This is a genomic window from Bacillus nitratireducens, assembly GCF_001884135.1.
GTDB classification, from domain to species: domain Bacteria; phylum Bacillota; class Bacilli; order Bacillales; family Bacillaceae_G; genus Bacillus_A; species Bacillus_A nitratireducens.
Genome location: NZ_MAOC01000091.1, coordinates 335,812 through 349,588 on the forward strand (window position 1 = coordinate 335,812; position 13,777 = coordinate 349,588).

General features: G+C 37.3%; 13 protein-coding genes. 3 read left to right on the forward strand and 10 right to left on the reverse strand.

What is annotated here, in order from left to right; genetic code table 11:
* The first annotated feature begins 13 nt into the window (after positions 1 to 13).
* Complete coding sequence (locus BAU23_RS26555) at positions 14 to 763, forward strand: (S)-benzoin forming benzil reductase (RefSeq protein WP_071735516.1); 750 nt, start codon at positions 14 to 16, stop codon at positions 761 to 763.
* A gap of 35 nt (positions 764 to 798) precedes the next feature.
* Here the strand turns inward: BAU23_RS26555 and BAU23_RS26560 are convergent, their stop codons facing one another.
* The 6 genes from BAU23_RS26560 to BAU23_RS26585 all read right to left on the reverse strand — a co-directional run bounded on the left by BAU23_RS26560 (position 799) and on the right by BAU23_RS26585 (position 7,306).
* Positions 799 to 1,635, reverse strand: coding sequence for a GNAT family N-acetyltransferase (locus BAU23_RS26560; protein WP_116733321.1), 837 nt, complete (start codon positions 1,633 to 1,635; stop codon positions 799 to 801).
* A gap of 60 nt (positions 1,636 to 1,695) precedes the next feature.
* Positions 1,696 to 3,204: an argininosuccinate lyase gene (gene argH / locus BAU23_RS26565; protein WP_071735520.1), complete on the reverse strand. Its 1,509-nt coding sequence runs from the start codon at positions 3,202 to 3,204 to the stop codon at positions 1,696 to 1,698.
* A 101-nt stretch (positions 3,205 to 3,305) separates the two neighbouring features.
* Positions 3,306 to 4,415 (reverse strand): serine hydrolase, encoded by a 1,110-nt coding sequence (locus tag BAU23_RS26570; protein ID WP_000751348.1) that lies wholly within the window; start codon positions 4,413 to 4,415, stop codon positions 3,306 to 3,308.
* Positions 4,416 to 4,532: 117 nt separating this feature from the next.
* Positions 4,533 to 5,465 carry a nucleoside hydrolase gene (locus BAU23_RS26575; RefSeq protein WP_071735522.1) on the reverse strand — a complete coding sequence of 311 codons (933 nt, stop codon included), beginning with the start codon at positions 5,463 to 5,465 and terminating at the stop codon, positions 4,533 to 4,535.
* A 119-nt stretch (positions 5,466 to 5,584) separates the two neighbouring features.
* Positions 5,585 to 7,024, reverse strand: a complete 1,440-nt coding sequence (panF, locus tag BAU23_RS26580) for a sodium/pantothenate symporter (protein WP_071735524.1) — start codon at positions 7,022 to 7,024, stop codon at positions 5,585 to 5,587.
* A 3-nt stretch (positions 7,025 to 7,027) separates the two neighbouring features.
* Positions 7,028 to 7,306, reverse strand: coding sequence for a YhdT family protein (locus BAU23_RS26585; protein ID WP_000656242.1), 279 nt, complete (start codon positions 7,304 to 7,306; stop codon positions 7,028 to 7,030).
* A gap of 273 nt (positions 7,307 to 7,579) precedes the next feature.
* Between BAU23_RS26585 and dhaS the strand changes: the two genes are divergently transcribed.
* Positions 7,580 to 9,064, forward strand: a complete 1,485-nt coding sequence (dhaS, locus tag BAU23_RS26590) for an aldehyde dehydrogenase DhaS (protein WP_000080284.1) — start codon at positions 7,580 to 7,582, stop codon at positions 9,062 to 9,064.
* A 50-nt stretch (positions 9,065 to 9,114) separates the two neighbouring features.
* On the opposite strand, the gene fabG is transcribed toward dhaS, so the two are convergent.
* Positions 9,115 to 9,855 carry a 3-oxoacyl-ACP reductase FabG gene (gene fabG / locus BAU23_RS26595; RefSeq protein ID WP_000365010.1) on the reverse strand — a complete coding sequence of 247 codons (741 nt, stop codon included), beginning with the start codon at positions 9,853 to 9,855 and terminating at the stop codon, positions 9,115 to 9,117.
* Between the two features lie 285 nt (positions 9,856 to 10,140).
* Between fabG and BAU23_RS26600 the strand changes: the two genes are divergently transcribed.
* Positions 10,141 to 10,290, forward strand: a complete 150-nt coding sequence (locus BAU23_RS26600) for a YfhD family protein (RefSeq protein WP_000792006.1) — start codon at positions 10,141 to 10,143, stop codon at positions 10,288 to 10,290.
* 73 nt (positions 10,291 to 10,363) lie between these two features.
* Here the strand turns inward: BAU23_RS26600 and BAU23_RS26605 are convergent, their stop codons facing one another.
* The 3 genes from BAU23_RS26605 to rarD all read right to left on the reverse strand — a co-directional run bounded on the left by BAU23_RS26605 (position 10,364) and on the right by rarD (position 13,765).
* Positions 10,364 to 12,217, reverse strand: a complete 1,854-nt coding sequence (locus BAU23_RS26605) for a terpene cyclase/mutase family protein (RefSeq protein WP_071735526.1) — start codon at positions 12,215 to 12,217, stop codon at positions 10,364 to 10,366.
* A 100-nt stretch (positions 12,218 to 12,317) separates the two neighbouring features.
* Positions 12,318 to 12,743, reverse strand: coding sequence for a divergent PAP2 family protein (locus tag BAU23_RS26610; protein ID WP_000447809.1), 426 nt, complete (start codon positions 12,741 to 12,743; stop codon positions 12,318 to 12,320).
* Between the two features lie 80 nt (positions 12,744 to 12,823).
* Positions 12,824 to 13,765 carry an EamA family transporter RarD gene (rarD, locus tag BAU23_RS26615; RefSeq protein WP_000535482.1) on the reverse strand — a complete coding sequence of 314 codons (942 nt, stop codon included), beginning with the start codon at positions 13,763 to 13,765 and terminating at the stop codon, positions 12,824 to 12,826.
* Positions 13,766 to 13,777 lie beyond the last annotated feature (12 nt).

Sequence of the window (13,777 nt, forward strand, 5' to 3'; positions counted from 1 at the left end):
AGTTTATTACACTATGCGCTACGTTATCGTAACAGGAACTTCCCAAGGTTTAGGTGAGGCCATCGCCACGCAATTGTTAGAAGAAAATACAACGGTCATCTCTATTTCTAGAAGAGAAAATAAAGAGCTTACTAAACTCGCAGAACAATATAACAGTAATTGCATTTTCCATTCCTTAGATCTTCAAGATGTACATCATTTAGAAACTAACTTTAACGAAATCATTTCATCCATTAAAGAAGACAATGTATCTTCTATTCATTTAATTAATAATGCGGGTACAGTTGCACCTATGAAGCCGATTGAAAAAGCAGAAAGCGACCAATTCATTACGAACGTTCACATTAATTTACTTGCCCCTATGATCCTTACATCTACGTTCATGAAACATACGAAAGACTGGAAAGTAGATAAACGCGTTATTAACATTTCATCTGGCGCAGGAAAAAATCCTTATTTCGGATGGGGCGCTTATTGTACAACGAAAGCTGGCGTAAATATGTTTACACAATGCGTAGCGACTGAAGAAGAGGAAAAAGAATATCCAGTAAAAATCGTCGCTTTTGCACCTGGTGTTGTGGATACAAATATGCAAGCACAAATTCGCGAAACAAATAAAGAAGACTTCACAAATTTAGACCGCTTCATCACATTAAAAGAAGAAGGAAAGCTATTATCACCTGAATATGTGGCGAAAGCTATTCGTAGCTTACTAGAAACAGAGGACTTCCCGCGGGGTGAGGTAATTCGAATAGATGAATAACAAAAAGGCACGCTATACTAGTGTGCCTTTTCATTCTACTTCTCTAAAAATATAAGTACAGACTCCATAATCTGTTCATAACCGATTTCTTGATAAATTTTATTCGATGTTGGATTTGCCAGGTCAGTATATAATGTCGTTGTTTTGTAACCTTCATCTAACATACGTTGACTAAGTGCAGCTACACAATTTGATGCGTACCCTTTTTTCCGTTCTTCTTTCGGCGTATATACGAAATTAACTGTTATATTATTTGTAGTTGTTCTTGTTTTTGCAGCTACAGAGACTAATTTCCCGCCAACCTCCAGACCAAATAGACGGTTGGTAGTTATTAATGTATGTGCGGTTTGCTTCGCTTCCTCTTTCGTAGTAGGTAGCTTCACGTCTTCGCAAAATTGATATATCCATTTTTCTATTAATGGTAGCTCATCACTATTTATCGTACGAAAGATCTCATCCTTGTTCCACTTCTTCTTTACTCGTTTTAATTCATATACACCTTGCTCCATTCCAACTACAATTTTTTTCTGTTCTAATATCGCAATCTCTTCAGCTAACTTCTGTATGACTTTCTTATTACCAATGAAACCAGGAATATCCGGATATACTTTCGTTAACTTCTTTGCAAGTTCCACAATATCTTCTTCCGCAATTTCAGACGTAGCAACAATCATTTGTTTCTCTACAGTTTGAAGAAATACAACTGCAATTTCTTCTCTTCGTTTCGCTACCGCCATAAATATCGGTTCTTGAACAACTTGTAAAACGCCTAATATTAAATTGTTCTCCTGCTCATTCTTTTCTAAAAATGGTGTAACATCTTCTTTAAAACGGAGAACCTCTTCATATACGTGTAATTGAATCATCGACAATCTCTTCCCTCAATTTATATTTTAATTAAGTATTGGCGATTAATTCATTAAATCCTCCTTTTACGATTCAATAATATTTGAAACTAATGTGCTCAAATCATTTTCAGCATGCAACACTCTCTTCTTTTCCTTCTCAAATATCTCTTCTTCTTTTCGAAAAGATTCTTTGCGTTTTTGAATCATACGCTCCATCTCTTTTTTACTCGGACCACCATATACATTTCTTTTTTGAATAAAAGCTTCTGGTGATATAATTTCTTTCCACTCTTCTTCTAATAAATTTACTCTTAACTTTTCTTGCAAGTACATATTTACTTCTTTGAAATGTAATTCATGTAATTCTTTCTTCTGCTGCATAGACATATTCGCAATCGCACTTGCTGCATGGTGTGCATGCCGGAATGGTATTTCATAGTTTTTTGTTAAAACATCTGCGAAATCAGTAATCGTAATCGCGTGTTTATATGAACGGCTTTTTAACGTTTCCGCTTCTACTTTCATCGTTCGAATAACTGCGTTCATAATACAAAAAACACGAATCACCTTTTCGATTCCTTTATATAAATACGGCTGCAAATCATCCTCCGTATCGACAATATCGCCAAATGGTGTATTATGAATCATTTGAAATACAGTAAAGGCTTCCCCTAAAGCACTACTCGTAATAGCGCGGGCATGTTCAATTGAAACAGGATTTCGTTTTTGCGGCATAATACTACTTATTTGCACATATGGCTTCGCTACAGTAATCCCACCATATTCTTTCGTCGCTAATAGTAAAAAATCATGAATCCATCTACTTGTGTTCGTCATAATAACCATTAGCAACGAACTAACTTCTAATAAATAATCCGCCCCAGCGACAGCATCATATGAGTTCTCAATTACATTTGTAAATCCCAGTAGCTGTGCCACTCGTTCTCGCTTAATCGGGAAACTTGTTGTAGAAAGGGCCGCTGCCCCCATTGGAGAGTGATTTACAAGATGATACGCTTTTCTCGTTCGTTCTAAGTCTCTTTGCATCGTATCGTAAATTGCCAAAACATAATGACCAAATGTTGTTGGTTGCGCTGGTTGTGTATGTGTATACGCAGGCATAATTGTTTCCATATGTTCCTCAGCGAGCTCCAGCATACTTTCTTGCAGCAATAAATGATGTTCCATTAACCGTAATACATATTGCCGCAAACTCATGCGATACATCGTTACACCCATATCATTTCTACTCCTACCGATATGCATATTACTGACAAATTCACACTTTGCTTCTTGAGAAAGTAAATGTTCAACTAAGAAAAAAAGATCTTCATGTTGCTCTGTATATAGCAACTGATCCTTTGGGATTGCCCCTACCTTTTTAAGTGCTGTTAGTATAACTTTCGCTTCTTCTCTTTTCATTAACTTTTCTTCTGTTAACATAATAATATGTGCCCTATGCACTTGAAACATATCTTTCAATAAATAATTACGCTGAAAATCAAATACATGCTGTAGTACACAGTCTACATATGTTTTCCCAGGGAAATCAGCGCCTTCATTTTTAATAAACTCTTCTTTACTCTGTTTCATCACCTTTTCCCCTTTCGCCTAAGTATTACTACCCATCATACCCAGGGATGAAAAAAAAGTGCTTGTACGTAAAAATAAACTCGGCGCTCATAGCACCGAGTTTATTTAATAAAAGTCGCATCATACTTATCACTTTGCAATACTTGGAAATGTAAATTTGCTAAATGTTTACGTATTTCAGCACTGTCATCTTCATTTAAATTATTTGCCAAGAAAACAATTTCTGTACAGTTTCCGCGTTTATCCATTGCATAAACTGCTTTAGTTACCGTCCATGGTGTATAACCATTCTTTTGCCCGGCATGCCTGAATGTTTTACGATATTTCTTCGCACTCATATCTGTTTCAACGATATTCGCCCACACTTTTTCTTCCGCTTCTGTAAGACCACCTTGATGATTGGCCTTTTGAAGCAGTACCATATAATCGTTAGCGGAAGCAGCCGGCAATCTATCCGACCAAATTTTATCATATCGTTCCTCTAAATAAAGAGGAATTTCCTTCTGTAATAATGGCCCCTTCTTTTTTAAGCGTTCATGAATAATCATAGCATATTCACGATATTGCTCTTGAGACATTTCTTTTAACTTTTTCTCTATTTTATATTTTGGAACATGTAATTCTTTATGCAAATATCCCGGAATGTATAAAGATGAAACAATCGGAAATAGCGGTTGATGTGCAGGAAGCGCTAAACTTTGTAAATTCCGATTAATATTGTCTAATCCTAATACCTCCATTAAATATTCAGTATTTGCATTAGAACTAAACTTAACCATTCCTTTTGCAACTTCTTCTAAAGAAACCGCTCCTTCAGTTATCTTTTCTTTTTTTTGCAAGTAACTTTGCCATCTATCTTGTGCACCACCATCTGTACTCGGCACATAATAACGATTCACATCATTAATTGAAACGAAACTAGACGGATCGATTTTCCCCTCTGTAACTTGTTTCGTATATTCAAGCGCCACAATTAACTTCATCGTACTAGCAACTGGCAATACAACATCTGGATTTACAGAATACACAACTTTATCATTTCTCTTTACTAGAAGAGCGCTATTTTTTTCATCTTTATGTTCTTCAATAAAGGATGCTATGTACTGCGCATCATCATTATTTGAACTCCACACCTTTTCCACTAAAAAGTTACCCGATATCAGCAAAACAAAAATACCCAAAATCACTGCGCATACTATAGTTTTTTTCAAGTAAAATTCCTCTCCTATTGTGTAACTCTTCTCTATTTATCTCTTAAAAACAAAATAATGGAGATGATTATTTAAATAATCATCTCCATTATTTTAACTTGTATGTTCCTATTATGTCTACGTCATAATTTTCACGAAATCTTCAAGAAACTTTTTATAATGTAATGACCAACCAATTCTCACCCAATTTTTCAATGCTTTCGCATCAGGTTGCGGGCGAAAATCAGCGATACTTTCTCCTTTTGCAACTCCAACCGTATCGACATCAACACGGCGATACACGTAATCTAAAAGAGATGGATTTGCCGCTACCATCATTGTAACAACGTCATGTACTGGACTACCTGTTATTTTGGGATTTAACTTTTTATAAGCTTTATAATAATACGTAAATATCGGTTCGATTAACTTATTAAAACTTGTTTTAGAGTGTTTCGTAATATATTTTACCATCTCTGGTGTAATAATTGCTTCGGATGTAACGTTAAGCGGCACTACTGTCACATTTTTTGCATTTTGCATAACTAATTGTGACGCAATAGGATCACCATGAAAATTCGCCTCCGCGACTGGTGTAACATTACCAGGCATTAAGAAAGCACCGCCCATTATATAATACTCTTTCACATACTTCATCATCGGTTTTTCTAAAATAAATGCTGTCGCTAGTGTCGTTGACCTGCCAGCATCAACAATGATTAATTCGCCTTTATACTTTTCAAGAATATCGAAAAATGCACAAAAGGGTTTTATATTTGGTGAAAAAGCTTTTGGGGGTTTAATAGGTCCTAAGCCATCTGCGCCGTGAATCTCCGGATAATACGTCACAAAATCCCCGGATAAAGGGATTTTCGCACCATTAATAACAGGTATATCTTCCCTTCCTGCCATTTGCAATAAATACGCCGCATTACTCGTTGCCTTTTCTTGTGTTACATTTCCGTATCCCGTTACAACACCAACAATATCAATATCAGGATGCATAATTCCATACATGATGGCTAAAGAGTCATCAATTCCTGGGTCTCCCAAAAATAACACTTTTTTCATCGACCTCAACTCCATCCCCTCAATTGTTATTAATTTATGAATAACCTTACATATACAGAATAAAAAAGAATAAATTCACACAAAAAAACGTAGTCCTCTATAAGGACTACGTTCTTCCTCTAACCTATACTGTTCTTCTTCATAGCACTCATACTTCCAATAATATAAGCGATAAACGCAAAACAAATTGGGAAGACAACTGTATGTATACCGAACGGATTTGGATAGAAAAGATGAATACACATATATGAGCCTACCCCAACTAAAATAGAGGCAAGCGCTCCTGTTGCATTTCCTTTTCTCCAATATAACCCTAATACGATTGGCCAAATAAATGCTGCTTCTAATCCACCGAAAGAAAATAAATTTAACCATATTAAAAAATCTGGTGGTTTAATTGCTGCTGCATAAACGAGCAGCCCTACGATACCAGTAATCCACAAACTTCCTTTTCTAATCGTACTGTCTGCTGCATCTTTATTTATGTAATTTACGTATATGTCTTTAATAATTGATGAACTTACAAGTAACAATAACGAGTTTACTGTAGACATAATCGCTGCCATTGGTGCAGCTAAGAAAACTCCAGCTAACCAAGGTGGCAACACTTCCATCGCGAGTAGCGGCATGACTTTATCCGGTACTGTTATACCCGGAAGTACGACTCGCGCAAATACACCTGTTAAATGCATACCAATCATAATTGTACCTACAACAACCGTTCCAATTATTAACGCTTGGTGCATAGCTTTTGAATTTTTATAAGACATGGCACGCACGCTAATTTGCGGTAAACCAACAACACCAATTCCAATTAAAATCCAAAATGATGTCACATATGATTTCGTTAAACTACCATCCGCTCCGAATGGTGTAATTAAATTTGGATTGATTTGAATAAGCTCCTGCATAATCTTTTCAATTCCACCACCAGCAATGACAGTAGCAATTAAAATGATTGTCGTTCCAACTAACATAATGATTCCTAATAACGTATCTGATAAAGCAACTGCACGAAATCCACCAATTAATACGTATACAAGTACAGAAAAAGTAAATAAAAATAGTGCTGTTGTATAAGATAGACCCGTTAGTGATTCAATTAATCGGCCACCACCGACCCATTGAGCTACTGTTGCTGAAAATAAAAAGATAATAATACATAACGCAGAAAGTATAACAACTGCTTTATTATTGTATCTTCCCTTTAAATAATCGATAAGAGTAATGGCTTCCATCTTCCTAGTGATAATTGCAAACTTTTTACCGATAACCGTTAAAACGATATACCCTGTTACAACTTGAATCGCAGATAATAATACCCATCCGAGGCCCATATTGTACGCAATACCTGGACCACCAATAAAGCTACTAGCACTACCGTACGTAGCAATCATTGTCATCGCTAATAATAAACCGCCAAGTTCACGCCCACCAAGAAAATATTCTTGTAAAAATTTATTATTAGCAGTCGCTTGTACGCGTCTTGAAGCATATACACCAATTAAAAACACAACGATAAATGAAATTATCATTGGAATGATCACATACCAATTCATCTATTATTCCTCACTTTTTTCTTCCTCATCGAGTGAAATATCTTGAAATACAAAACGAACAACTAAACTAAGTAAAATAACCATAACGACAAACCCAACGATACAGCTATAAAAAAACCATGCTGGAAAACCGAATACATATGTATATTCACTTGGATTTTTACTACCAAGCCCATAAGCAAATCCGTACCATATTATAAAATTAATAATAGCAAGTCCAAGACCAATTAACGCTTCTCTATGGGCGATTCGAAAGCGTGGATCATCATGATAATCCTTCATTTTTCTCCCTCCTCTCACGATGTATTATTGTACCATTGTTCTTCTAGTTTTTCCTACTAGAAAGCAAAAACAAGCAGGATTTTTTATAATCATATAGAAGACCCTCTTACATTACATATTTTTTACAATTGTAACACAAATGAAATTTGAATTTTCAGCATTTGTTAATTATGATTTAAATTAGAGGCTTTCCATCTAGTTCCCACATCCTTGATTTCGGAATAAACGCCGTCTCGTACTGCGTTTACATTATACTTTCAAGGGGGTTATACAATGAGTCAACTAGCTGTAAATCTTCATGAAAAGGTAGAAAAGTTTCTTCAAGGTACAAAAAAGTTATATGTGAATGGATCCTTCATTGAAAGCGCTTCCGGTAAAACATTTAAAACACCTAACCCAGCAACCGGCGAAACACTTGCCGTTGTTTCTGAAGCTGGTCGCGAAGATATTCATAAAGCTGTCGTTGCAGCTCGCATGGCTTTTGACGAAGGTCCTTGGTCTCGCATGAGCACTGCTGAGCGAAGCCGTCTTATGTACAAGTTAGCTGATTTAATGGAAGAACATAAAGAAGAGCTTGCACAGCTCGAAACATTAGATAACGGAAAGCCAATCCGTGAAACAATGGCAGCAGACATACCACTTGCAATTGAACATATGCGCTATTATGCTGGCTGGGCGACGAAAATCGTTGGTCAAACAATCCCTGTTTCTGGTAATTACTTTAACTATACACGCCATGAGGCTGTTGGTGTCGTTGGTCAAATTATTCCTTGGAACTTCCCACTTCTTATGGCAATGTGGAAAATGGGAGCAGCGCTTGCTACAGGATGTACAATCGTTTTAAAACCTGCAGAACAAACTCCACTATCCGCTCTATACTTAGCTGAATTAATTGAAGAAGCTGGATTCCCGAAAGGTGTTATTAATATCGTTCCTGGATTCGGTGAATCAGCTGGACAAGCTCTTGTTAATCATCCACTCGTTGATAAAATTGCATTTACTGGCTCTACTCCAGTCGGTAAACAAATTATGCGACAAGCATCTGAATCATTGAAACGTGTTACTTTAGAGCTTGGCGGTAAATCACCGAACATTATTTTACCAGATGCCGACTTATCTCGCGCGATTCCTGGTGCACTTTCTGGTGTTATGTTTAACCAAGGACAAGTATGCTCTGCTGGATCACGCTTATTTGTTCCAAAGAAAATGTACGATAATGTCATGGCTGATCTCGTCCTTTATTCTAAAAAATTAAATCAAGGCGCTGGTCTAAGTCCAGAAACAACAATCGGTCCTCTCGTTTCCGAAGAACAACAAAAACGTGTAATGGGCTACATTGAAAAAGGGATTGAAGAAGGCGCTGAAGTACTTTGTGGAGGAAGTAATCCATTCGATCAAGGCTACTTCGTTTCTCCTACAGTATTCGCTGACGTAAATGACGAAATGACGATCGCAAAAGAAGAAATTTTCGGTCCAGTTATTTCTGCAATACCTTTTAACGATATTGATGAAGTAATTGAACGTGCAAATAAATCACAATTCGGCTTAGCGGCTGGTGTGTGGACAGAAAATGTTAAAACAGCACACTATGTTGCAAGTAAAGTACGTGCTGGTACTGTATGGGTAAACTGCTATAACGTCTTTGATGCAGCATCTCCATTTGGAGGATTTAAACAATCCGGCCTTGGCCGTGAAATGGGATCTTACGCATTAAATAACTATACAGAAGTGAAGAGCGTTTGGCTCAACTTAAACTAACGAAAAAGAACCTGACCTATCCGGTCAGGTTCTTTTCATTATGTATTCATTTAAACTTGCAATCCCCCGCTTACATTTAACACTTCTCCTGTAATATAGGAAGCGTATTCTGATGCTAAAAAGGCTGCTGCGTTCGCAATATCTTCTGGCGTTCCAATTCTACCAACTGGAATCGCGCCAATCATCTTTTCTTTTACTTTATCTGGTATCGTTTTTGTCATATCTGTATCCATAAACCCTGGACAAATGGCATTACAAGTAATACCGAAACTCCCAACCTCTTTCGCTGCTGTTTTTGTTAAGCCTACAACACCTGCTTTTGTAGCTGCATAATTTGCTTGTCCTATGTTTCCTTCTCTACTAATTGAAGATATATTAATAATCCGCCCATACCCTTGTTGCCTCATATAAAGAAGTGCTGGCTGCATACAATAAAAAACGCCTGTTAAATTAACTTGTAATACTTGCTCCCAAGCAGACTTCTCCATTTTATGTAACATTGCATCTCTTGTAACCCCAGCGTTATTCACTAAAATATGTAGTGTACCAAATTTTTGAACCGCATATTCAATTAGCGACTTCGCTTCATTTTGATTGCTCACATCACATCGATATAAGCTCACTTCATATCCTTCATCCAATAACTCACGTGTCGTTTTTTGTAGCTTCTCTTCATTTACATCACTAATTAATACTTTAGCCCCTAGTTTTGCAAAAACTCGTGCGATTTCTTTTCCAATCCCCTGCGCAGCACCTGTTACAACTGCTGTTTTTCCATTTAACAAGTCCATCCCTATCCCCCATTTCTATTAGCTATACTGTATATTTCGGCTCTATGCTTTCCAAATCCTCTTTGTATAAAAAAGTCTATTTGTGTCAAACTAACTTTGCAACGTCGCATAAAGTGAAACTTTAATCAGTGGGGAGTTTGTTCATCCCCCACTGATTATTAGCCCTCACCAATCGGGCATTTACGGGCAGTTAATCTCCCACCTAGCTTCTTTGTTCCATCTGAATTTTGAGGTGGGAGTTTTACTACCCGTTATGCGGGATAAAACACAAGGAGATTGTGTCGAATGAAAAACAAAAATGTAAACCGAAACAAATCTGCTGATGGCATTGATGTTGAGTTCTCTCGCGAACTCGCTGACCACAATGACTTAGAAGCAAACGCACGTGCAAATGCCGCTGATGCACGTCAAAAACGCCAGTCATCAGAAAAATAAGGCACTACAACATTCCTTATTCTTTTCAACAGGGACCTACTACCCGAAAAATAAACCGAGAGCTACTCTCGGTTTATTTTTTATATTTTTTTATATAATGTGCCAAAGCGAGCAACGGATATATATGTCCGTAACTATGATACCGAATATAAAAGCCACCCGGTAACCCTGTACCAGTAGGATATTTTTCATTCATAGTAGGCTGCGCGAGCAAATATGAAATTCCTTTTCGAATAATTGGTGTTTCTTGATCATAGTAAGAAATGAGTGCATCAAGCGCCCACGCTGTTTGTGACGGTGTACTAAAGGGTAACGAAACAAATTTTTTCTCCTCACTACTTTGACATGATTCTCCCCAGCCTCCATCTGTGTGCTGTACATGTTCAAGCCATAAAGCTGCTTTTTTCACCGACGGATGAGTAGAAGGTACTCCTAATGCAAGTAGACCTGTCATCGCTGCCCATGTACCGTATATATAGCATATCCCCCATTTCCCATACCATGATCCATTCAGTTCCTGTACATCCATTAACCATTTGACTGCTTTCTTTTTTTGCTCTTCAGGCAATTCATTCGGTGCGAATGTGCCGAAAAATTCTAACACCCTACCTGTAATATCTGGTGTGGACGGATCAGTTATCATATCACTCGCATTCTCAATCGGTAAATTCGCTAATATACGGCTCGTTACCCCCCGTTCGAAAGCTCCCCAGCCTCCATCATTGTTTTGCAATCCTTTTAACCACTCCACACCTCTTTCCCACGCACTATCTACTCTGCTACTCCCTCTACTTCGCGCTAACGCTCTAAGAGCAGCTGTTGTATCGTCTACATCAGGGATTGTCGTATTCACATCTGAAAATCCCCAGCCGCCAGCCATAATTGATGGTGCATGTACGCTCCAATCCATTCTCTTAGTTTGTTGTCTTTGTAGTAAATATTCCGTTGCCTTTTGAATCATCTTATTTTCTTTCATTACATTAGCTTCTTGCAATGAATAGCTAAGTAAAGCGGTATCCCATACGGTAGAAGGAGAATTTTGCAAATGACTTCCTCTGTCCATCTTCCATATATAAGATTTTAATCCTATCACAGCTTTCTCAATAATTGGAGACTGAATAGAGTGCCCTAATGCAAGCAAAGCATAAATCATATAAAACGTAGCACTCGCGTAACTATATAATGTTCCATTTTCATCTATACGTTCTCCTATAAAGCGCTCCACTTCTTCGTATCCTTTATGATGTAAAGAAAGTGGATAAGCTATTACCTTTTTCACATCACCTACAAACGATTGAAACAACGGAGACCGCTCCTCCCGAAACCATTGTCCACCTTCGCCTGCAATATGATTTAAATTTGGCAATAACTTTTTTTCTACACGGAATCTCTTATTCATACAAATCATCATCGGAATTAAATGTATACGGGCTGAGCTACTTAACTCAAATATACTGAGCGGGGAGTCATCTTGTAAAAATAAGATTGGCGTTGGAAAGTGAAAAAGCGTAGGAAATTCATATTCTCCATGAATCGCTAATAAAAATTTCGTCATAAAATGAGCACGAGAAACTCCCCCGTGTTCCTTAATAAACATTTCAGCTCGCCTCATATTTATATCTTCCTTCGAATATTTTTCCGAAGCAAGTAAAGCAGCATATGCTTGAATCGTCGCGGATAAATTCCCTCCATTTTCATCTTCGTATAATTTCCAAGTCCCTTCATTTGTTTGAAGAGACGCTAACCTTTTCACGAACGGCTCTATTTCGTCATTTCGTCCTAATAATTTGAGTAAAAAAATCATGTGACAATCCGTTAGCAATGCTCCTTCAAAACAAAATGACCACGTTCCGTCTTGCCTTTGCATCGTTTGAAGTGCAGTCGTTCTCCGCTCTATCTCCTCACGCACTTTGTCATATAGTAGCACACCGCTCACCCACCCTTTCTAAGTCCGTATACGATATTCGAAAAGCTAGCTAAATATGTATGAAAACAAAGAAAAGCAGAACGTGTATTACACATTCTGCTTACAAACAATACCCAACCCCGACAACAATTCCTAATAGTGCACCAACAACAACTTGATACGGTGTATGTCCAACGAGCTCATTTAACTTTTTATATTCTGTTTGTCTACCATGAAAAAAATCATTCAATATTTTCGCTTGCTTACTTACCGCAAGCCTTACTCCTGAAGCATCGTACATAACAATAATGGCAAAAATAGCGGCAACCGCAAATATTGGACTCTCCACACCTTCCACCACTCCGACACCTGTAGCAAGTGCAGTAACAGTCGAAGCATGCGAACTTGGCATTCCACCTGAAGCGAAAAACTTAGCAAAATCAAACTCGCCTGTTTTTATTAATTTAAAAACGACTTTCGTTAACTGTGCTAAAAACCAAGAAATTATAGCTGCTATAAGTGGATCATTATGTAAAATTGTTTCCATGTTTTTCAGCTCCTCACTGACTATAATGGAATTTCTATATAATATAAGTATAAAGAAAAATGCGTAGAAAATACTACGCATTATGATACTTTTGCTGATTTATTTTTAATAAATTTTGGTTGTTTCTGTAGTAGAAACTTTGTTTTCGCCATTGAAAAGACAAATAAAGCAATCCATATACAGAAAAACGCAATCATATGAGTAGATGTGAAATGTTCACCAAAAACGAACACACCTAAAATTAAACTAATAGTCGGTGCGATGTATTGTAAAAACCCTATCATATAGAGCGGAATAAGTTGTGCCCCTTTAGCAAAATAAAAGAGTGGTAATGCTGTAACAATACCCGCACCTATTAAAAGAAACGTTGATATTGCCGAAATAGAACCGAACGAACCGAAACCATGCACTCCTGTCATAAACAAATATATAAGTGCAAATGGCGTCACTAACATCGTTTCCATCGTAAGCCCGATTGTTGCGTCGTAATTTAATAATTTTTTCGTTAATCCATATAATCCAAATGAAAAAGCAAGTGAAAGAGAAACCCATGGAATTGATCCGAAACGTACCGTTAAAATAACGACACCTAATCCAGCTAAACCGACCGCAACATATTGCCAAAAATTAAGCTTCTCTTTTAAAACAACTGTACCAAGTAAAATACTTATAAGTGGATTAATATAATACCCAAGACTCGCTTCGATTACATGGTTATGATTTACTGCCCATATGTATACAAACCAGTTTCCACTAATAAGTACCGAAGCAATTGTTAATGACATTAATAATTTAGGTCGTTTAAAAAGGGCCACTAACTCCCCACCAAACTGACGAAATCTCTTTGTTACTCCTAAAACTAACAACATAAAAACAAATGCCCAAACGATGCGATGCGCTAATATTTCATCTGCCGGTACTTCCTCCACCCATTTCCAATAAATCGGAAGGACTCCCCACATCGTATACGCACCTGCCGCATATATAATCCCCTGCTTTTGTTGTGCTGCTTGACTCCCCATCTTCCCTGTTCT